Below are 21,980 nucleotides of genomic sequence, written 5' to 3' on the forward strand. Positions count from 1 at the left end.
GTCGTGAAAAATGGCAAGAATAAAAAAAGCAGTTAACGCGCGTAAAAAACATAAAAAAATAATAAAGCTTGCAAAGGGATACAGAGGATCTAGAAGTAGATTATTTAGACCGGCTAATGCATTTGTAATGAAAGCATTAAAGCATGCTTATGTAGGAAGAAAGCTTAAGAAAAGAGATTTCAGAAAGCTTTGGATCCAAAGAATAAATGCAGGAACTAGAATGCATGGATTATCTTATTCTAAATTCATAAACGGATTAAAGGTAGCTAATATCAACATAAACAGAAAAATGTTAGCTGAGATGGCTATAAGTGATGCAGAAGGCTTTAAGCAATTAGTTGAAACTGCTAAGCAAAACTTAAAATAATAAAGCAAAATCCTTAGATTTTATCTAAGGATTTTTTTATAATGAGTAGGAAATTATATTTCTATCTAAATTATGGGTAAGTATAATTTTCGTTACGAATTTCAAAAAAGTCTACCTTTAGAATCTTTAAAGGTAGACTTTTTTATTACTTTAATTTATTATTTTAAATTGTGAATTGTATCATAAATATTATCAGATTTCATTATTGAAGACATTATTGCAACTCCGCTTGAACCACATTCATATACAGTGTTTATATTATTTTCGTTTATGCCACCTATAGATACTATAGGGATTTGAATATTTTGTTTTAATTTTTTTATAAATTCTATACCTCTAGGTTTAAGTCCTTTTTTACAATCTGTTACGAATATATGTCCTGCTATTATGTAATCAGCTCCTAGGTTTTGAGCTTGAATTGCCTCTTCTACACTATGTATAGAAACCCCTATTATTCCGTCAAAGATAGGAAGTTTGTTTGTTATGCAGTTGAATCCTATATGGAAGCCATGGCACTTTAAATCTCTAGCAACATCTAAATTACCATTTACTATAAGTGGAACGTTCTTCTTATCTGCTATTATTTTTATTTTTTTAGCCATTTTGTAAAGTGTGTCATAATCTAGGTCTTTTTCTCTAAGTATTATAGCATCAATTCCTGCATCTACAGACTCTTCAACTACTCTTAATATATTACCATCAGGTATTAATTTTCTATTTGTTACAAGATGTAACATGTTCATTATCGTCCCTTAATATATTGACATCTTCTCCAGCTAGTATTTTGTTCATATTTCTCATCGAACACATTTTTCCACACATTGTACAGCTGTCTTCATGTTTTGGCATAGATTCTCTTCTAAATTTTCTTGCTTTATCTTCATCTATGCAAAGTTCAAACATTTTTTCCCAATCCAAGCTTTGTCTAGCTTTACTCATTTGGTAATCCCAATCTTTTGCTCCTTTAATACCCTTTGCAATATCTGCTGAATGAGCTGCAATTCTTGTTGCTATTATACCTTCCTTCATATCATCTAGGGTAGGTAGTCTTAAGTGTTCTGCTGGTGTTACATAACATAAAAAGTCAGCACCACAGCTTGCAGCTATAGCTCCTCCTATAGCACTTGTTATATGGTCATATCCGGGTGCTATATCAGTTACAATAGGGCCTAGAACATAAAAAGGAGCGCCGTGACATAGTTTTTTCTGAAGAATCATATTAGCTTTTATATCATTAATAGGCATATGGCCAGGACCTTCAATTATGACTTGAACATTTCTTTCCCATGCTCTTTTTGTAAGTTCTCCTAAAACAATAAGCTCTTCAATTTGAGATGCATCAGTAGAATCGTTGATAGAACCAGGACGACAAGCATCACCAAGGCTTAAAGTAACATCGTATTCTTCACAAATATCTAAAAGCTTATCATAGTGCTCGTAAAATGGATTTTCGCTATTGTTAAGTTCCATCCATGCGAATAACAAAGAACCACCTCTTGAAACTATATTAGTAAGGCGTTTATTTTTTTTGAAAGTATCGCAAGTTACTTTAGTAAGACCGGCATGAATAGTTACAAAATCTACACCGTCTTTTGCATGTTTTTCAACAACATCTAAAAACTCTTTAGCTGTTATATCTTTAAGTTCTCTATCATAAAAACCAACAGCATCATACATTGGAACAGTTCCTATCATTGCAGGTGATATCTCAACAACTTTTTTTCTGAATTCTTCTGTTTTACCAAAAGAGCTAAGATCCATTATAGCTTCAGCCTTAAGATCAATTGCTTTTTTTACTTTTTCTATTTCGGGCTCTATACTTGGGCAGTCTTTTGATATACCTAAGTTTACATTTATTTTAGTTCTAAGACCTTCGCCTACACCCTCTGGACTTAAAGATTTATGATTTTTATTTGCAGGAATCGCAACTTTACCATTAGCTACTAAGTCTCTAAGCAGATTTACGTCCATATTTTCTTTCACCGCAACTATTTCCATTTCTTTAGTTATAATTCCTTTTCTTGCAGCATCCATTTGAGTTGTATAATTCATATTAAAAACCTCCATTTATAATTATAAGTTAACCCAATCTTTAAATATGGGTTGATAACCTTTTTCTTCGAGTGATATTGCAATCTCTGAAACACTTCTTGTATCTGATATTTCAAATTGACTGGAACTTTTATTAGACTTAGAATGTCCTCCAACTTCAGTACAAACTCCTGCTGACATTTTAGTAATTCCAAGAGGAATAAGGTTTTCTCTAAAGCCTTCACTTTCTCTAGTTGAAATATTTATACCAGCATAAGGCATGAACAACTTAAGCGCTAACATTATTTGAACTAAGTTTTTATCATTTACATCATGTAAATCCATAAAACTCCCTACATGAGGTCGTATTCTAGGAAGTGAAAAACTAATTTCTACATCTAAATATTTACTTTGAAGATAATATCCGTGGAGACCTGTTAGGAAAGCTTCAATTCTAAAATCATAAAGACCAAGCAAAGCACCTATATTTACAGATCTCATTTTGGATTTACATCCTCTCTCTGGAGCATCGAGTCTAAATTTATAGTCTTTCTTAGGGCCAGATATATGAACCTTGTCATAAATATCTTCGTTATATACTTCTTGGTATATAGTAAGAGAATCTACACCTGCAGATATGAGTTCTTTATATTCATTTTCTTCAAGCGGATAAATTTCAATACATATAGAATCAAAGTAATTCTTAAGTATTTGAACACAATCTTTTATATAAGAAACAGGTGTTTTTGATTTAGACTCTCCAGTTAAAATCAATATGTGCTTAAGACCGGTCTTTGATATGTTTTTAGCTTCTATTTCAACTTCTTCAAGAGTTAGTTGTTTTCTGCTTATATTATTCTCGACATTGAAGCTGCAATAGACACATCTATTAGAACAATAATTAGCTAGATACATAGGTGTATATAAAATTATAGATTTTCCGAAGTGTTGAAGCGATAACTTGTTTGATTTAACTGCCATTTGTTCTAAATATTTTTCAGCAGTAGGTGATAATAGTTTTAAAAAATCAAATTTATCCAGCTTGTCCTTGTTTATTGTATTTAATATATCTTCATCGGTTATATTATTAAAAAAAGTTTCAAAATCAAAATTTTTGTATTTTAAGTATTCATCATAAAAACTCATTATTACTCATCTCCTTGCAAGAATCCTGTAAGGGGAGAAGAGGCGCTAGCTATTTTTCTAACTGATCCGAGTTTTGCAAGGTATGCTTTTCTTCCGGCGATTACAGCATTACGAAAAGCATCTCCCATCATAATAGGATCATTTGATGATGCTATAGCTGTATTTACAAGAACTGCATCTGCACCCATTTCCATTGCTTGTGCTGCTTGAGAAGGTTTTCCAATTCCTGCATCTACAACGATAGGTATATCTATTTCATCTATTAAGATTTGTATCATTTCTTCAGTTCTAATACCTCTATTAGTTCCTATAGGAGAACCAAGTGGCATTATAGCACTAGCTCCAGCATCAACCATTCTCTTAGCATCCATTAAATCTGGGTTCATATAAGGAAGGACTACGAAGCCTTCTTTTGCTAATATATCTATAGCTTTAATTGTTTCATAGTTATCTGGAAGAAGATATTTATTATCAGAAATAGCTTCAATTTTTATCCAATTACCACATCCAGCAGCTCTTGCAAGTCTTGCTATTCTAACTGCTTCTTCAGCGTTTCTAGCACCAGAAGTATTAGGAAGTAAAATACAACTTTTATCTATGTAATTTAATATATTTTCTTTTGGAGAATCTAAATTAACTCTTCTTAAAGCCATTGTTACAACTTGAGATTTAGAAGAATCTATAACCTTAGGTAATATATCGTTTGAAGAATACTTACCTGTTCCTATAAATAATCTACTATCTAACTCAGTCCCGCCTATTTTTAATTTATCCATAATAAACCCCCTTAAGTTTCTTGTTCACCTAGAATAAGTCTTAGAACCATATTAGCTTGATGATTAGCGGCAATTCCAACTCTTGGAGCCATAAGACCACATCCTGGTTTTGCTTCTGATTTATTATCACCAACAATATATAGATTGTCTTTTATCTTATGAGTGATTATTGAATTTGATGAAAAATATCCTGCTAATCCAGATGCTGCTACTATCTTTTTGTTTGGCATTTCAGAAAGAACAGTGTTTACTAAAATGGCTTTTGATTCTGGATTATCAAATGCTTCAACTATAATTTCAACATCTTTGAATAAATCTTTTATATTATTTTTATCTATAAATATATTTTTTGTATAAACATCTACAAATGGATTACATTGATAAATAATATCTTTTATTGCATCTGTTTTATTCATTCCTATATGTTTTACAAAATATTGTTGTCTATTTAGATTACTAGGTTCTACTACATCGAAATCGAATAAAAGTAACTTTCCAATACCTATTCTAGCTAAAGATACAGCTATATTTGAACCAAGGCCACCAAGACCTGCTATTGCTATTGTAGATTTTTTTATTTTTTCATGAATATTAGGGGTGTGTCTTGATACCAAAAGATGTTCTAATTCTTCTTTAGATGGTTGTTCTCCTTTTTTTATAAGTGTTATAGTGTCTAATTCATTAAGCTTTGTATCTTTATTTATAATAAATCCATTTAGGATAATTACATCTGCATCTTTTTTAAAAGAATCCCTTACTTCATAAGCAGTTGTATTTGGCTCTATATTGTATTTTTTCTGATTCACATATATTTTCAACCTTAGCCACCTCCAACAAAATTGATTATTTCAACCTTATCATTTTCATGAATAATTGTGCTTTCATATTGATCTTTAGGTATTATATTTAAATTGACTTCAACAACAATTGTTTGTGGCTTTAAATTTAAGTTTAAAATAAGGTCTTTGACTGTTATATCTTGGTTGAAAGACATTTTCTCTCCGTTAACAATCATATTTATACCTCCTTTCTGAAAAATAAAAAAGGTGCAAATCCAGAAAAGGATTTGCACCTATATATTTACATATACAAATATATACACATACACTTCCCTACGCTGGCATTATCCAGATCAGGTTAAGGGTTAAAGACTTATGGGTCTTAATCTCAGCTGGCCTACCAGCACCCCTAGCGAAAACTATTTAATTTAGGTTCATAATAACACATTAATAAATATTGTTCAACAATATAATTTAAAAAGTTTAAAATTGGTAATGAAAGTATAAATTCCCTATGTAAGGTGAATAATACAGAAAAATAGGTTGGAGGAGGGTTTGTATGAGAATTCCAAAACATATAGGGGTAATACCTGATGGTAATAGAAGATGGGCTCAAAACAATGGTATGAGTAAGGAAATGGGATATGATGAAGGGCTAAATCCTGGTCTTGAATTATTTAGAACTTGTAAAAAGATAGGTATAGAAGAGATAACATATTATGGATTTACTGTGGATAATACAAAAAGACCATCTATTCAAACAAAAACATTTACTAAAGCTTGTGTAGATGCTGTAAAAATGCTTGAAAATGAAGATGCTTCTTTATTGGTTGTAGGGAATCATAAATCACCTATGTTTCCAGATGCGTTGAAAGAATATACTACAAGAAAAGATTTTGGAAATGCAGGTATGAAAGTGAATTTCTTAGTTAATTATGGATGGAACTGGGATCTTGGGAATTTGAAATTTGATGAAGCTACTACTAACAGAAATAAAATAATAGAAAATATAAATTCAAAAGATATATCAAGGCTTGATCTTATAATAAGATGGGGTGGTAGAAGAAGACTCAGTGGATTCTTACCAGTTCAATCGATATATGCCGATTTTTATGTGGTAGATGATTATTGGCCTGACTTTAAAGAACAACATATACATGAAGCTCTAAATTGGTATGAAACTCAAGATGTAACTCTTGGAGGCTAAAAAAAGTGGTGTGCGATTAAATGTACACCACTTTTTTCTTTTAATTTTGACTAAAAATTCAAGCTAAAGTTGCTAAATACCTGATAAAAACACTGAAAAAATCATTTCGATACCCTTTGTGCTTCTTAGATATATAGTGGTATTCAATGGTAAATAAAATTCGTATTCATATAAAAAAGAATAAAATCAGAATATAAAAAAAAATGAAAAAATTCACAATAAACGTCGTTGGGTGTATTTATATGCAATTATTTGATATAATATGTAAGAGTGTTAAAATTTTATAAAACCAGAACGATGGAATTTAGTAAAATACAATCTTACGGAGGTATTATAAATGAGTTTTAAATTACCGAAATACAGAGAACCGAATTTTGAACAAGAATTTTTAAAAAATGCACCAAATGTTACAACTGTAGAGGTTGTTAAAGATGGTGTTGCTCCAGATAATTATCATGGGACTACAATATACCCTGAATACTTAAAAGTAGATGGAAAATGGGTTTTAGCTAAAGAAAGTAGAATGGACTGTGTAATGACTGTAACTGAGAATGATGATGTTGCGGTAAAAGAGTTTAGAAACTTACACGTTGGAGATAAAGTTATAGTTGGAAGAACTGAAGATGCTAGCGAAGGAATTTATGTATATACTGAAGGTTTTAAATGTGATGAAGAAGAAGACGAAGAGACTTTTGCATTTAGAAGTGGAAGATCTAGAGAAACTGCATATTCTAAAGATTATGATGATTTATATGATGCTTTAAGATATGAAAAAGAAAATGGATATATAGTTTGGGTATTAGGACCAGCAGCTGTATTTGATAAAGATTCAAGAGAGGCTATGCAAGCTTTAATAGAAAATGGATATGCTCATGCATTCTTAGGTGGAAATGCAGTAGCTACACATGATTTAGAAGCTGCCACTATAGGAACAGCTCTAGGACAAGATATATATACTCAAAAATCTATGAAGGATGGACACTACAATCACTTAGATTTATTAAATAAAGCTAGAAGAGCAGGATGTATAGAAAAGCTTATAGAAGAAGAAAATATAGATAATGGACTTATATATGCTTGTGTTAAAAACAATGTACCTATAGTACTTGGAGGGTCTATAAGAGATGACGGACCTCTTCCTATAGTTATAAGTGATGTGTATCAAGCTCAAAATGAGATGAGAAAGCATACTAGAAAAGCTACAACTGTTATATGTCTTGCAACTCAACTTCACTCAATAGCAACAGGAAATATGACTCCATCTTATACAGTTGTAAATGGTGAAGTAAGACCTGTTTATATATACAGTGTTGATGTTTCTGAATTTGCAGTTAATAAGTTAAGAGATAGAGGAACTTTAGAAGTTAGTACTATAGTTACTAATGTTCAAGATTTCTTAGTTAATTTAAAAAATAATTTAACTAAATAAATATATTAAAAACCGATAGTTATCAAACTATCGGTTTTTCTTTTGCCTATAATGAGTAAATATATAAATAATATTATTTTTATAAAATGAAAAAAATAACATAAAATTTAAGTAATACTTAAAAATGCGTTTTTAAAATATAAATTTAATGTTATACCTTAATGAACAGGATATAAAAGAATCTGTTTCGCTTGATGAAATAATGGATGCTGTAGAAAAGGCTTTTCACATATATGAAAAAAATGCTTTTTTTATGCCAGATAGAATCCATATAGATAAGGACCAAAATACATTATTATATATGCCTTGTTTTAGCGAAAGTATATTTGGGACTAAAATATTGACTCTATTCCCTGAAAATCCTAAAAAAAATGAACCGGTAACTAATGGTCTTATGTTATTAAATGATAAAGAAACAGGTAAGCCAGTATGCATGATTAATGGTGCAAGTATAACAGCTTATAGAACTGGAGCGGTTGGTGGAGTTGGAATAAGATATACATCACCACAGAATGTAAAAACTCTTGGGGTAATAGGAACTGGTGTACAAGGACTTTACCAGACTCTGTATGCTTGTAAGGCTAGAAATTTCACAAAAGTGACTGTGTTCGATTCTTACATCCAAAAACTTCCAGAATTTGTTTTGAGACTCGAAAAAGAACTTCCAAATATAGAGATAATAGCGGCTAATTCATCAAAAGAAGTTGTTAAAAACTCAGAGGTTATAATTACCGCTACACCATCTGTTGAACCCGTAATCCCAAATGATAAAGAATTATTAAAAGGTAAGCATTTCATAGCTATAGGATCATATAAACCTACTATGCATGAATATCCAAAAGCTATATTTGATATTATAGAAAACTTGTATATAGACACGGAATTTGCAACTGAGGAATCTGGGGATATAATAACACCTCTTAAAGAAGGTTGGATAAAACAAGAACAGATAAAGCCTTTTATGGACTTAGTTAATGGAAAAAAAGTAGAGGAAGAAACTACATTGTTTAAATCAGTAGGGATGGGACTATTCGATATAGTTGTATCAGAGCTTATATATACAAGAGCAAAAGAAAAGGGGTTAGGACAAGTTATTAACCTTTAAGAAATAATTAAAAGGAGTGAATTATATGATTAAAGAAATACCTAGTATATTTAATGATGTAATAGGTCCCGTTATGAGAGGTCCGTCTAGCTCTCATACGGCAGCTGCTTTGAGAATAGGAAAAATTGCAAGACAGATGGTTAAAGGGAATCTTACTCATGTTATAAATGATTTTAACAAAGAGGGGTCGCTTGCTACTACTTATCATGGCCATGGCTCAGATATAGGTATTGCTGGCGGAGTATTAGACTTTGAAGCAAATGATCCAAGGCTTGTAAATGCACTTGAAGAAGCTAAATCTGCTGGAGTTGAAGTTACATTCAACATAATAGATTATAAAGCAGATCATCCTAATACTTACAAGGTGACTATGAAGAGTGATGTCGGTGAAACTGTAAGCTTAACAGCTATATCTGTTGGTGGTGGAATGATTGAGATAAAAGAAGTAGAAGGTGTTGAAGTATCTATAAAGGGAGATTTTTATGAGACTCTTGTATTTTTTGATAATGTAGATTGTGAAATACTTAATAAAAAATGTGAATATATAAAAGAAAGTATAAATAGCTTTGATTATTGCACTACATCTATTAATGATAAAAAAGGTGTAGTTGTTGTTAAAACTCAAGAAGAAATTGGCAAAGATATATTAGATAATATAAAGAATTCGAGTGAGGCTTTGAACATAATATCACTTAAGCCTGTACTTCCTACTATGTCACATAAAGATTGTGAAGTTCCTTTTTTAACGAGCGAAAAAATGCTTGAAGTAGCTAAAAAAGAAGACTTAGAATTATGGGAAGCTGCAGTCTTATATGAAAGCAAAAGAGGTAATATATCAGAGCAAGAAGTATTTGATAAAATGAAAGAAATAGTAAATATAATGATAAATTCAGTTGAAGAAGGCCTTAAGGGTACACAATATGAAAATCGTATATTAGGACCACAATCATGGATGATAGAAGAAGCGCAAAAACAAAGTAAGTTAATACCAGGAGATGTTCTAAATAAAGTAATAGCATCTATAACTGCAATAATGGAAGTTAAAAGCTCGATGGGAGCATTTGCGGCAGCACCAACTGCTGGATCGTGTGGAGGGCTTCCTGGGACTATAATAGGAACAGCTATACAGTTGGGAAAAAGTGTAGATGAAATTACTAAAGCTATGCTAGCGTCTGGTATGATAGGTATATTTATAGTTGAGCATGCCACATTTGCAGGAGAAGTTGGGGGTTGTCAGGCTGAGTGTGGATCTGGTTCTGGAATGGCAGCAGCAGGACTTGTTCAGCTTATGGGAGGAAGCATTATACAATCTGTAGATGCAACTTCAATGGCACTTCAAAGTGTTTTAGGACTTGCATGTGATCCTGTTGGATCAAGGGTCGAGGTTCCCTGTCTTGGAAAGAATGTTTTGGCTGGAACTAATGCTCTTGCAAGTGCTAATATGGCTCTTGCTGGATATGATAAGGTAGTTCCTCTTGATGAAACTATTAAAGCCATGGACCAGGTTGGAAAAATGATTCCTGTAGAACTTAGATGTACAGAACTTGCAGGGTTATCAGTTGCAGAAACATCAAAAAGAATAAATAATGAAATAAATTAACTAAACAAAAAAGATAACTTAAAAACTATTTTAAGTTATCTTTTTTAAAGAAATTAGGAGTATTTACAACAAGCATTTTTACATTTTTGTTTGTATGATTTACCCAATTGTGATTTAAAGAAGAATTAAAATGAACACAATCCTCAGGGTGAAGTACATACTTTCTATTGTTTACATAAAGAGTTAATATACCTTCTAATACATATATAAATTCTTCACCTTCATGAGAATATTCCGTTACCTCTTCATCTCCTTCGTATGGAAGAACATTTACCAATTTCGGAAGCATAACCTTATCTTCTAGGTTTTGAGATAGGTGGTAATAGACTACTTTAGAATTTACTACTTGAGATACTTCTTGTTCGTAACTTTTCATTATTACAGAATCATTATTTTTTTGTCTTGAGAAAAAATAAGTCAATTCTACATCTAGAACGGAAGCAATATTATTCAGACAATCTATAGCAACACTTGTCAATCCTCTTTCAAGCTGAGATAAAAAGCCTATAGATAATCCAGATTTTTCACTTAAAACCTTTAAAGTCATAGACTTACTCTGTCTTAAAGTTTTTATTTTTTTTCCTATATCTTTATTCATAATAACACCTCTTTTTCATTAGATTGAAATTATTATTTTGTACGCGTAATATATTATAGCATTGGTTTGAATATTTTGAAATGTATATTGTTTAGTATGTTAATTTCTATTATAAGGCTCAATGTGTATTATAACTTCTTTTACCCCATTAAACTCAGTTATAACTTTATCTTCTATATAATGTGATAAAATATGTGTTTGTTCAAGAGTAAGGTGCTTATCAACAACTATAGTAAGGTCTACTCTTATACGATTTTCTTTACCGTGCGTTCTTATATCATGACAGTACAATACTTCATCAAATTTTGTTACAAAGTCATGTATATAGGTAGGATCAATCATGGCTCCGTCGCATAATACTTTTATTGCAGGAATTAATATCTCGAATGATGCTTTTATAATTAATATGGATATTATAAAAGAAATTACTATATCTAGTATTATAAATCCCATTTTTATGGTAAATAAGCTTATTAAAACTGATATAGACACATATATATCACTTTTCGTGTGAATAGAATCTGATATTAGTATTTCGCTTTTAAGTTCTTTTCCTTTTTTTAACTCATAATCTGAGACAAAAAAGTTAATCATTAATGTTAGTATCATTATTACAAAATTATATATATTAATATTAGGTAGAGTTGGATTTAATAATTTATTATAAGAACTTGTTATTATTTTAAACGACATTGAAAATAATAATAAAGATATAAAAATAGATGCAAGTGTTTCAAATTTCTCATGACCATAAGGATGTGTATCATCAGGTGGCTTAGAAGAAATATATATAGCAAATATTCCTACTATATTAGATGAGCTGTCTCCTAAAGAGTGAATACCATCTGCTATCATGCTTGATACATTAGTTAAACAGCCGTAAAATATTTTTGAAAAAGCTACAATTAGATTTAATATTAATATAAATATTAATACTTTTTTTACATTAGTATAGTAATTGTCATAAGTCAAATTAATCACTCCTTTAACAAAGTATTATAAAAATACATTATATTGATTGAAAATAGTCACTTAATGTAATAAAATAGTAGGTATTATATTGAGGCTAAGATAAATATTACAATATAAACATCCATGGAAAATCTATAAATCATTTATATTGTACTTTATTAAATTGAAAGACATAGTATAAATGGGGTTATAGTGTATTGTTATGTACAGAAAATAAGATTGACTATTTAGTTCAATAGTATATAATTTACATTGTTTGTATTAATATGAAATTATTACAGTATATTCTTATTGCGTAAAGAGGTGAAAAAATGTTAGGTAAATATATTCGAAAGAAGAATAGATTATCCCCAGCCCAAATAATGGTTATAGGATTTGCAATGATAATATTAATAGGAGCTATACTTTTAAATACTCCTATGGCAACTAATAGCGGTGAACAAGTAGGATTTATAAATGCTTTATTTACTTCCACGTCAGCTGTTTGTGTTACCGGTCTTGTTGTTGTAGATACAGGAACTTATTGGACGTTATTTGGAAAAGTAGTTATTATAACTTTAATTCAAGTTGGGGGTCTTGGATTTATGAGTATGGCGACTTTATTTGCTATATTGGTTAGAAAAAAAATATATCTACACCAAAGACTTTTGATACAAGAAGCATTAAATCAATATGATTTATCTGGCCTTGTAAGGCTTACGCGACATATATTAATAGGAACTTTTATAATAGAAGGCATAGGTGCTATTATACTATCTAGTGTATTCGTCCCTCAGATGGGATTTGCAAAAGGAATAGGATATGGAGTTTTCCATGCTATATCAGCTTTTTGTAATGCTGGTTTTGATTTGATGGGTAATTTTTCATCACTTACATCATATGTAGACAATATTACTGTTAATATAGTCATAATGATGCTTATAATACTAGGTGGATTGGGATTCCCTGTTATGTTTGATGTTATGAAGAAGAGAAAATTTTCAAAGCTTAACCTTCATTCTAAAATAGTAATATCTATAAGTTCATTTTTAATATTATTTGGATTTATATTATTTTTTGCAATTGAGTACAGTAACCCTGATACGTTAGGAGGACTTTCTTTTAAAGGCAAGGTTCTAGGAGCTCTTTTCCAATCTGTAACAACAAGGACTGCTGGATTTAATACTATAGATCTTGCAGCTATGAAGGACAGCTCTAAGTTTTTAACTGTTATATTTATGTTTATAGGAGGATCTCCTGCATCTACTGCTGGAGGTATAAAGACTACTACTATAGGAGTACTATTTCTTTCTGTAATAGCTTTTATAAGAGGTAAAGAAGATGTTGAAGCATTTGGAAGAAGAATATCTTATACTGTTGTAAATAAGTCCTTGGGAGTTATTGCTATAGGTGTTAGTATTGTTGTGGTTCTAACTATGAGTTTAAGTTTGACTGATACAAAGTTCCAATTTATTCATATACTATTTGAAGCTGTTTCTGCTTATGGAACTGTCGGACTTAGTATTTTCGGTAGTCCTAATTTAACTACTATTGGTAAAATATTAATAGCCTTATCTATGTTTGCAGGAAGAGTTGGAGCTTTAACTATATTATTTGCTATTTCAAATAGAAAGAAAAAAAGTGTTATAAGATATCCAGAAGAAAAAGTAATGGTAGGATAGAGAGGAGTTTTTTTATGAAGCAGTATGTAGTAATAGGGTGTGGAAGATTTGGGACTTCTGTAGCTACAACATTGTATCTTTTAGGACATGAGGTTATGGCTGTAGATAAAAATTATGATATTGTACAAGGTATAGCTGAGAAGGTAACTCATGCAGTTCAAGCTGATGCTATTGATGAAAACACTATGAGATCTTTAGGCATTAGAAATTTTGATGTTGCAGTTATAAGTATAGGAGCTGACGTTCAGTCATCTATAATGGCTACATTAATAGCTAAGGAACTAGGTGTTAGACATGTAGTTTGTAAGGCTCAAAATGAACTTCAAGCAAAAGTACTTTATAAGATAGGAGCAGATAGAGTAGTGTTCCCTGAAAGAGATATGGGGGTTAGAGTGGCTCATAATCTAGTATCTGAGAATGTTCTAGATCATATAGAACTTGATCCGAATTATTCTATAGTTGAGATAGTAACTCCTAGTGAATGGATAGGCAATAGTCTTATGGAATTAGATTTGAGAGCTAAATATGGAATAAATGTTATGGCTGTAAAGCATAATAATGATATAGATATATCTCCGGCACCTGATGCTAAGTTTCAACATGGAGATATATTAGTTGTTATAGGTGAGAATACTAAAATAAACAAAATAAGTAAAGAGGACAGATAATAATGATCGTAGAAATAACTAGTAAAGACAATGAAAGAATAAAATATACTAAATCTTTGCTTAAATCAAAAAAGAGAAACCAAGAAAAAAAATTCATAATAGAAGGATATAGAATAGTAAAACAGGCTATAGAGTGCAGTGCTACTATTGATTATGTTGTATGCAATGATGAATTTTTAAATAAAGATGAACATAAAGAATTTGTAAAACACTTAGAAAATAAGGGTTATCAAATCTATAAGACAACTAATAAGCTTTTTAAAGAACTATGTGATACGGAAAAGCCACAAGGAATAATAGCTGTAGTTGAATCTAAAGAATATTCTTTGGAGAATTCATTAAAAAAAGAAACAGATTTTATAGTTGTACTTGATAGAATACAAGATCCAGGCAATATGGGAACTATAATAAGAACGGCAGATGCTGCGGGAGCACAATCTATAATTTTATTAAAAGGCTGTGTAGATATATATAACCCTAAGGTTATAAGATCTACTATGGGTTCAATATTTGATATGAATATAGTTAATTGTGTTGATGAAGATTTAGATATTATAAAAAATAAAGGCTTTAACATAGTTTCTAGCTATTTAAATACTAATAATTACTATAATAGTGTGGATTATGGAGAAAAGGTAGCTTTGATTATAGGTAATGAAGGAAATGGTATAAAGGATGAAATCATAGATAAGTCTGATATATTGGTTAAGATACCTATATACGGAAAAGCGGAATCGCTAAATGCTGCCATGGCTTCTGGAATATTAATGTACGAGATAAAAAATAAATTATCTTGTAAATAAAGGTAGGGGGATTTACCCTATCTTTATTTTTTGAAAAGAATATAAAAATAGGGTAATATAAACAGAAACTTGATACTGGAGGAAAAAACATGGACGAAATTAAAAGTGATAAAATAAGTTTTTTTGAAAGATTTAAAAGAAGTATAGTTGATATACCATCTTACAATTTCTTTGTCAAAGAATCATTAGGAAAAGGGATACTGTATTTGTTATTACTATCATTAATGGTCGGAGTTATAACTTCATCAGTAATGTCATATAAGTTTAAAAATTATTTTGAGAGTGAGGCAAGAAGTTTTGTAATACGAGCTCCAGAGTTTGAATTTAAAAATGGAGAGTTAGATGTACAAGGTGATATGCCACTTAAAATTGACGATTATATTATAGTGGATACTACAGGGAGTACAGATGATAGTGTACTAGATGCTTATAATGAAGGAATGCTAATTTTAAAAGATAAAGTTATAGTAAAACAGAGCGTAGTTGAAAAAAGAGAATTTGATTTTAGTTCTATAAATGATGTTGAGTTTAATAAACAAGATGCTATGAAATTTATTCCAGAGATCAATAAATGGATAAGCATATTTATAGTTGTGTTTGGAATAATATTTATAACACTTTGGATAATGATATCTACTATGATAAATGCATTGATATTAGGAATAGCTGGAATTATAATAAGTAAGGTTCAGAAGATGAATATTCAATTTGGTGATATATACAAGATATGTATATATGCATTTACACTTCCTATAGTGATTGATAAGCTTATACTTGGATATGCGCCTATTTATATACCATATTTCAATCTTGTGTATTATATTATTGCAGGAGTGTATATGTATAATGCGATGGATAGTTATAAAAGAGAACTTGAGCAATAAAAAAAATCATCTATTCTTAAAAAAGGATAGGTGATTTTGTGTTTTAAATCCCAAAATCATACTCATTAAAATACCGATACTTAGTCAATATTTTAATAAAACTAAAGATTATGCCTTATTAAGTATACTAAAACTTCATAAACTTCCTTATGGTCAAACAATGAAGTTTCTTTACGTATACTTAAACGTCATAATCTAAGTTTTATAGTAAAATATTAACAAAAAAGTATCTAACATTTTAATGAGCATGATTTTTAATATGGATGTCAAAGTGATTAAAAGTACAAATATTTATTTTGTTTTTCTTGAATTAATTTAAATAGGTCCTTTACATATTTTTTAATTGAGAAGCCTTAACCAGTGTATAGATATTATTATCCAAATAATACCGAGAACTCTATTCATTACAATTTGATATTTTGTTAGCGTATCTGTTTTATTTTTAGACATCAAACTTCTTGCATAGGTTGGATTTACTATGCATACACTCCAATATATAATCAATATACAATAAAACATACTAAGATAAAATTTGTTACCACCTGAATATATACATAAAATCAATAATAATACAAGTGAAGTTATGAAGATGGTTTTTATTAGTTTTTTTGTATTAATTTTAATAATCTCCTTTGTATATATTATGATAACATAATTACAATTTTTAACAATGAAATATAGAAAAGAAATATCTCAGATTGAAAGAATTATAAATTATACTGAGTATGATATAATTGAAATAAGATTTTTGTAAATTGAGAATAACTAAGTAATATATTATATAAACAGCGAGGAGATGAGATTTATGTTGATGAAATTAATACTTTTATTTACGGTAGTTCCATTAGTTGAGTTAGCTATATTGTTTAAATTGAATGCTTATATAGGATTTTTTAGTACGATAGGGATTGTTGTTTTTACAGGTGTTTTAGGAGCTTATTTAGCAAAATCACAGGGAAGAGAAATTTTGTTTAGAATAAGATATGAAATGCAGGATGGAAGACTTCCTGGGGACCAATTAATTAACGGATTATGTGTATTAGTAGGAGGGGCTATGCTTTTAACTCCTGGGATTTTAACCGATATAGTTGGATTTACTCTTGTTATACCTGTTACTAGAGAACTTGTGAAAGGTTTTGTTAAAAAGAAACTACAAAAGATGGTTGATGAAGGAAATGTGAATTTTTATTTTAGATGGTAGGTAAAGTGAAACTTAATTCAGATGGAGTTTTTAATCCAACTGAATTTCTAGCTGAACCAATCCAGAAGCTGTTAAGTTCTTATCTCCAGCCTTAAGAGGGTGGAGTCTTAGAACTTTTAGCTTTCGGATAAAAAATAAATCTTAATGTTATAATTATTATTAATTATGTCAATGATTATATTAATAGAGAAATGGGAAATTTTATCACATCAAAACAGTTATTGAAAAGGAATTGTGAAAAAGAGTTATATACTAATATATTAGTATATAACTCTTTTTCATTTCCAAGGAAATTATATGATTTTTTGATTTTGTATAATCTTAAAAGTATAAATAAGAAAATAAAAGTAGAAAGTATAATAACTTAGAATACAATTATTGTTATTTGTGTAAAAAATTAAAATATATGCTACAATTATATATATTGAGTATGTGGAGGACTTTAGAATGTGGGAGGAAATATTTTTATTAGTAGGAGGAATATACCTTATAATAAATGGTATATATAAAACTAAAAGGTATGAAGAAATTGATATAGAGGTAAATAAAATTTTTTACAATTTTGTAGTCATAAAAGATAAGAAAAATTATTGCAAATTATTAGGTCAAAGCAATTGCTTTTCATCAATATGTCTTTTATCTATTTATTTTATAGGTTGTAAATTAAATATTATATCTGTTATTTATATTTTTGGATTGGTTCTTGTAATTGGATATATATTTTTTTTTATTAGATTTATGAAAATTATAGGGTTAAAATAATATTTTGTATATACAAGGAGAGTATATATCGAGGTCGAGAGTATAAAAAGTTAGAAACTAATTTAATTAGTATCTAACTCTTTTTTGATGTTGCTAATAAATGGAATGGAGTATGATAGAATTAGAATGTTATTTCTTATAGAGTTTTACAATTATATTTTAGCTACAATATAATAAAAAATAATCAAACAGGGGGATTTAGATGAAATTTTGGAAAAAGATATTTACATACAACTTTATTCTATTCGTAATTATCTTTAATCTAGGAGGAGTTTTTTTAATAGAGAATATGCATAGTGTAAGCTTAGACAGAGAAATAGAAAGAGGTTTGAGCGAGCACTTAAGTATATATTCTGGAATGAAATTAATTGGTAAGTATAGATTGAATTATGATGAAAAATTTAATAAGGATATGCTTCGTGTAACTATGAAAGACTTTTTAAAAAGCTTTCATAATGAAAAGATATATGTTGAAGTTTTAGATAGATATAACAATACAATTTTTACTAATTTAGATTTTCGTGCTTCTAAAGAAAGAGAAGAATTAAAAAATCCTTATGTAGATAAACGAAAATATGTAATAAGGGATGTAGGGGATAAAACACTTTTGTTTATAACAAATTTATTAGATGCTAGTGGAGAACAGCTAAAATTTACATATGTAAGAGATGTAACCTATATTTATAAAGATAGAGAAAAAGTATATTATTTTTTTATTAAGTTAGATATTATTATATCTATTATACTTGCATGTGGGACTTATGTTTTAAGTAGGTATATAACAAAACCTATAGATAAACTTATAAATTCTATACAAATTATTGAAAATGGAAATTTTTCAGAAAGAGTAAATATAAAATCTAATGATGAAATAGGTATTTTATCAGATCATTTCAATAAGATGGCATCTGTTATTGAGGAAAAAATGAAGCAGTTAAAGAAAAATATAGATGAGAAACAAAGTTTTATAGATAATTTAACACATGAAATAAAAACTCCATTAACCTCTATTATTGGATATGCTGATTTTTTAAGAAATACAAAATATAATGAAGATGCATTCTCGAAAGGATTGAATAGCATATTCAAAGAGGGAAAAAGACTAGAAGGTCTTTCTTCTAAAATGATGGATTTGATAGTGTTTAAAAGAGAAAATTTTGTGATGAAAAAAGAAAATATTAAAAATATACTAATGGATATAAAAGAAGTTTTAAAACCAAAACTTCAAAATAAAAATATAGAATTAATTATTTCTGGACAAGATATGGAAATTGTAATGGAAAAAGACTTAATTGAGAATTTAATAATTAATTTGATTGATAATGCAGTAAAAGCTTCTTATGAAAATAGTAAAATAAATATTAAATTATATAAAAATGAAAATTCAAAATCTGTTATTGAAGTAAGTGATCAAGGTATAGGAATAAAAGATGAAGATTTAACAAAGGTATTTGAACCTTTTTATATGGTTGATAAATCGAGAAAAAAAACTAATGGTAGTGCAGGACTTGGACTTTCTATTTGTGAGCAGATTGCAAAAATTCATAAAGCTAAATTATCAATAGAAAGCAAGTTGAATATAGGTACATCTGTAAAAATAATATTTGATTAAAGTTTACAAATTCTTTACAATTTGGATACAGTTACAATAAGTTGTATTTTTAAAATTGAGTTGTGAAGAAAATACAATTTAAGGGGGATTTGTGTTATGAAATTTAAAAGATTAGTACCTATTATTTTAAGTATATCAATGTTATTGGGGGGATGTAGTAGTTTTTCTTCTGTTCAAAAAGATAAGGTTATGGTGGAAAAAACAAATGATAATGAAAATGAGGCAAAGATTAGCAAAGAAGAAGCAAAGGATATAGCGGTTACTTATCTTAAAAGATGCTATGATATAAAAGAAGATGAAGAAGAATTAAAGAGGTTAATAAAAGAGGTTAAATTCATAAAAGATGCAGAAGAAACTAGAGATTATATGTTTGGAATAGAATCAAATGGAGCTTGGCGTATTATATGGGATAAAGAAGAAAATAAAGATCATTCTTATAGTATATTAATAGATGCCAAAAATAAAAAATTATTAGAAATACAAAATTATGTAGGAGTAAATACAAAAGGAATAACAAATAGAAAAACTATAATAGATATAAAACAAGCAAAACAAAAGGCATACAATTTTGTAAAAGATAATGAGTTAGTAGGTGATATAAATAAATTAAAGTTGAAGTTGATTTATGGGAAGGGTATCGGAAAATTTGTATTTTTATATAATGAAGAGGAGTATGTATTTGTTGATGTAGATATGACTATAGATAAAGTTTCTAGAATTAGTCGTAATATTGCACCTATTTATAAGTGTGATGATACAAATGTGAATATAAAAAAAGAAAAAGCAATAGAGATTGCACTTGATGGAATTGAAAAGTATTTTAATGTAAAAGTAGACAAGGATAAGTTAGTAGAAGATATTAGTTTATATAAAGAAATAGAAATTTCAGATGGAACAATAAGACCTGCAAGTTGGAATATATATTGGAGAGATTTAAAGTTAAGAGAAGAAAAAAATAAACAGGTTGGATACAGTGCTTATATAGATGCCAATACAGGAGAGTTAAGAGAAGTAGGAGCTTATAATACGGATTTAAATCAAAAAACTTCAAAAATTAGTGATGAAGAAATGAAGCAAATAGCACTTGATTTTATAGAAAAAAACAAATTCGTGAGTGATATAAAAGATTTAAAAGAACCTAAAATAGATAGATGGAAAAATTATGATCAAGAAAGTGGTGCAGTAGGATTTAAACATAAAGATGAAATGCTATGGGTTTATATTGACTTTACAAATAAAAAGGTAAATCATATTGGATATGGACTAAGATAAGAATAGAGGTGCTTAATACTATTGGAAAGAATTTTAATTGTTGAAGATGATACTGATATTTCAGATTTAATACAGATGAATTTAAATATGGTAGGTTATGATACTAAGCAGGTCTATGATGGGAAAAATGCTTTAGAATATATAGAAAAAGAAAACTTTGATTTAATAATTTTAGATGTTATGCTTCCAGAAATTGATGGGTTTGGTGTAATGGAAAGAATTAAGCATACTAATTTGCCTGTAATATTTTTAACTGCTAAAAATTCAATTTCTGATAGAGTAAAAGGCTTAAAAATAGGGGCAGATGACTATATTGTAAAGCCATTTGAATGTATAGAACTTTTAGCTAGAATTGAATCTGTATTAAGACGTTATGGAAGAAAGAACGATCATGTATTATTGAAGGATCTAGAGATTTCTTTAGATGAAAGAGTAGTAAAGAAAAGTGGTAAGGTTATTGATTTGGCTTGCAAAGAGTTTGAACTGTTAAAGCTTTTAATTGTAAATAAAGGAATGTCTTTAACTAGAGAAATAATTTTAGAAAGAGTATGGGGATTTGACTACCTAGGAGAAACGAGAACTGTCGATATGCATATTCAAAAGATAAGGAAAAAACTAGATTTATTTGATGAAATAAAAACTATATATAAAATTGGATATAGGTTAGAAAATTTAGACTAAATTTTTAAAAGTTAATGCTTAAATCTTTTTTTTAAAAGTGAGATGAAATGCAATTCTATAAATAAAAAGAAAATCAAAAAATATGTCTATAAAAATGTTAGAGAATGCCTTTAGATATTTTGCTAAGGAACTTAGCTTTTGTCGTTGAATAATACGTTAAGAAATTTGTGTGTCTGACCGAGGGAGTTCGCAAATTTTAGTATTATTCATAAGACGAAGGCTTAGTTTCTTCAAAATATCTATTGTATGAACGGTATTTTCATAGACATATTTTGCATTAGAAATATAAATTAAAAACTTATTGTAAATTATCTGAAAATATGATATAATGCAACATAAAGTTTAATACATAAAAGCTGTGAAAGAGAGAGTATTTTGAACCATCTTAGACCAGAGAGGAATATAAAGCTGAAATTATTCCCTAAG

General features: G+C 28.9%; 22 protein-coding genes, 1 riboswitch and 1 other annotated feature (1 of these 24 cut by a window edge). Of the genes, 14 read left to right on the forward strand and 8 right to left on the reverse strand.

From position 1 onward, the window contains the following. The first annotated feature begins 10 nt into the window (after window positions 1-10). Window positions 11-367: a 50S ribosomal protein L20 gene (gene rplT, locus M2214_RS02995; RefSeq protein WP_248482673.1), complete on the forward strand. Its 357-nt coding sequence runs from the start codon at window positions 11-13 to the stop codon at window positions 365-367. A 158-nt stretch (window positions 368-525) separates the two neighbouring features. Here the strand turns inward: rplT and thiE are convergent, their stop codons facing one another. Genes thiE through thiS form a run of 6 tightly spaced genes read right to left on the reverse strand, consistent with a single transcriptional unit; the run spans window position 526 to window position 5,335 of the window. Beyond that, entirely contained in the window at window positions 526-1,110 is a 585-nt protein-coding gene (thiE, locus tag M2214_RS03000) for a thiamine phosphate synthase (RefSeq protein ID WP_248482675.1), read from the reverse strand. Beyond that, window positions 1,082-2,419, reverse strand: coding sequence for a phosphomethylpyrimidine synthase ThiC (gene thiC / locus M2214_RS03005; protein WP_248482677.1), 1,338 nt, complete (start codon window positions 2,417-2,419; stop codon window positions 1,082-1,084). The genes thiE and thiC overlap by 29 nt, the downstream gene beginning before the upstream one ends. A 21-nt stretch (window positions 2,420-2,440) precedes the next feature. Next, window positions 2,441-3,544 (reverse strand): 2-iminoacetate synthase ThiH, encoded by a 1,104-nt coding sequence (thiH, locus tag M2214_RS03010; protein WP_248482679.1) that lies wholly within the window; start codon window positions 3,542-3,544, stop codon window positions 2,441-2,443. A gap of 2 nt (window positions 3,545-3,546) precedes the next feature. Then, window positions 3,547-4,320 carry a thiazole synthase gene (locus tag M2214_RS03015; RefSeq protein ID WP_248482681.1) on the reverse strand — a complete coding sequence of 258 codons (774 nt, stop codon included), beginning with the start codon at window positions 4,318-4,320 and terminating at the stop codon, window positions 3,547-3,549. An 11-nt stretch (window positions 4,321-4,331) separates the two neighbouring features. Then, window positions 4,332-5,138: a sulfur carrier protein ThiS adenylyltransferase ThiF gene (thiF, locus tag M2214_RS03020; protein ID WP_248482683.1), complete on the reverse strand. Its 807-nt coding sequence runs from the start codon at window positions 5,136-5,138 to the stop codon at window positions 4,332-4,334. A gap of 2 nt (window positions 5,139-5,140) precedes the next feature. Beyond that, window positions 5,141-5,335: a sulfur carrier protein ThiS gene (gene thiS, locus M2214_RS03025; RefSeq protein WP_248482685.1), complete on the reverse strand. Its 195-nt coding sequence runs from the start codon at window positions 5,333-5,335 to the stop codon at window positions 5,141-5,143. Window positions 5,336-5,412: 77 nt separating this feature from the next. Beyond that, window positions 5,413-5,520, reverse strand: a riboswitch (TPP riboswitch). A 138-nt stretch (window positions 5,521-5,658) separates the two neighbouring features. On the opposite strand from thiS, the gene uppS reads away from it, so the two are divergent. The 4 genes from uppS (at window position 5,659) to M2214_RS03045 (ending at window position 10,440) form a co-directional block, all read left to right on the forward strand. Then, window positions 5,659-6,306: a polyprenyl diphosphate synthase gene (gene uppS, locus M2214_RS03030; RefSeq protein WP_248482687.1), complete on the forward strand. Its 648-nt coding sequence runs from the start codon at window positions 5,659-5,661 to the stop codon at window positions 6,304-6,306. A gap of 337 nt (window positions 6,307-6,643) precedes the next feature. Then, the gene (locus tag M2214_RS03035) at window positions 6,644-7,735 is read left to right on the forward strand and encodes a putative NPN-dependent ornithine cyclodeaminase (protein WP_248482689.1); all 1,092 of its coding nucleotides are present in this window, start codon (window positions 6,644-6,646) and stop codon (window positions 7,733-7,735) included. Window positions 7,736-7,883: 148 nt separating this feature from the next. After that, window positions 7,884-8,840 carry an ornithine cyclodeaminase family protein gene (locus tag M2214_RS03040; RefSeq protein WP_248482691.1) on the forward strand — a complete coding sequence of 319 codons (957 nt, stop codon included), beginning with the start codon at window positions 7,884-7,886 and terminating at the stop codon, window positions 8,838-8,840. A gap of 25 nt (window positions 8,841-8,865) precedes the next feature. Next, a complete protein-coding gene (locus M2214_RS03045; RefSeq protein WP_248482693.1) occupies window positions 8,866-10,440 on the forward strand; it encodes an L-serine ammonia-lyase, iron-sulfur-dependent, subunit alpha in 1,575 nt (524 codons plus the stop codon). Between the two features lie 25 nt (window positions 10,441-10,465). On the opposite strand, the gene M2214_RS03050 is transcribed toward M2214_RS03045, so the two are convergent. Together M2214_RS03050 and M2214_RS03055 are read right to left on the reverse strand one after the other, a co-directional pair. After that, window positions 10,466-11,038: a helix-turn-helix domain-containing protein gene (locus tag M2214_RS03050; RefSeq protein WP_248482696.1), complete on the reverse strand. Its 573-nt coding sequence runs from the start codon at window positions 11,036-11,038 to the stop codon at window positions 10,466-10,468. A gap of 99 nt (window positions 11,039-11,137) precedes the next feature. Beyond that, window positions 11,138-12,010, reverse strand: coding sequence for a cation diffusion facilitator family transporter (locus M2214_RS03055; protein WP_248482698.1), 873 nt, complete (start codon window positions 12,008-12,010; stop codon window positions 11,138-11,140). A gap of 311 nt (window positions 12,011-12,321) precedes the next feature. Between M2214_RS03055 and M2214_RS03060 the strand changes: the two genes are divergently transcribed. The 9 genes from M2214_RS03060 to M2214_RS03100 all read left to right on the forward strand — a co-directional run bounded on the left by M2214_RS03060 (window position 12,322) and on the right by M2214_RS03100 (window position 21,554). Beyond that, window positions 12,322-13,671: a TrkH family potassium uptake protein gene (locus tag M2214_RS03060; protein ID WP_248482701.1), complete on the forward strand. Its 1,350-nt coding sequence runs from the start codon at window positions 12,322-12,324 to the stop codon at window positions 13,669-13,671. Between the two features lie 14 nt (window positions 13,672-13,685). Next, window positions 13,686-14,339 (forward strand): potassium channel family protein, encoded by a 654-nt coding sequence (locus M2214_RS03065; RefSeq protein ID WP_248482703.1) that lies wholly within the window; start codon window positions 13,686-13,688, stop codon window positions 14,337-14,339. A 2-nt stretch (window positions 14,340-14,341) separates the two neighbouring features. Next, entirely contained in the window at window positions 14,342-15,142 is an 801-nt protein-coding gene (locus M2214_RS03070; RefSeq protein WP_248482705.1) for a TrmH family RNA methyltransferase, read from the forward strand. Window positions 15,143-15,231: 89 nt separating this feature from the next. Continuing rightward, window positions 15,232-16,026, forward strand: a complete 795-nt coding sequence (locus tag M2214_RS03075; RefSeq protein ID WP_248482707.1) for a DUF1189 domain-containing protein — start codon at window positions 15,232-15,234, stop codon at window positions 16,024-16,026. A gap of 805 nt (window positions 16,027-16,831) precedes the next feature. After that, window positions 16,832-17,227 (forward strand): FxsA family protein, encoded by a 396-nt coding sequence (locus M2214_RS03080; RefSeq protein ID WP_248482709.1) that lies wholly within the window; start codon window positions 16,832-16,834, stop codon window positions 17,225-17,227. A gap of 447 nt (window positions 17,228-17,674) precedes the next feature. Next, window positions 17,675-17,989, forward strand: a complete 315-nt coding sequence (locus tag M2214_RS03085; protein ID WP_248482711.1) for a hypothetical protein — start codon at window positions 17,675-17,677, stop codon at window positions 17,987-17,989. Window positions 17,990-18,191: 202 nt separating this feature from the next. Beyond that, window positions 18,192-19,601 carry a HAMP domain-containing sensor histidine kinase gene (locus M2214_RS03090; RefSeq protein ID WP_248482714.1) on the forward strand — a complete coding sequence of 470 codons (1,410 nt, stop codon included), beginning with the start codon at window positions 18,192-18,194 and terminating at the stop codon, window positions 19,599-19,601. A gap of 96 nt (window positions 19,602-19,697) precedes the next feature. Further along, a complete protein-coding gene (locus M2214_RS03095; RefSeq protein ID WP_248482716.1) occupies window positions 19,698-20,873 on the forward strand; it encodes a YcdB/YcdC domain-containing protein in 1,176 nt (391 codons plus the stop codon). A gap of 21 nt (window positions 20,874-20,894) precedes the next feature. Further along, window positions 20,895-21,554 carry a response regulator transcription factor gene (locus M2214_RS03100; RefSeq protein WP_256466698.1) on the forward strand — a complete coding sequence of 220 codons (660 nt, stop codon included), beginning with the start codon at window positions 20,895-20,897 and terminating at the stop codon, window positions 21,552-21,554. A 349-nt stretch (window positions 21,555-21,903) separates the two neighbouring features. Then, window positions 21,904-21,980: a binding site (T-box leader), on the forward strand; it runs 139 nt beyond the window's last position.

The organism is Tepidibacter aestuarii (assembly GCF_934924865.1).
In the GTDB taxonomy this organism is placed as follows: domain Bacteria; phylum Bacillota; class Clostridia; order Peptostreptococcales; family Peptostreptococcaceae; genus Tepidibacter_A; species Tepidibacter_A aestuarii.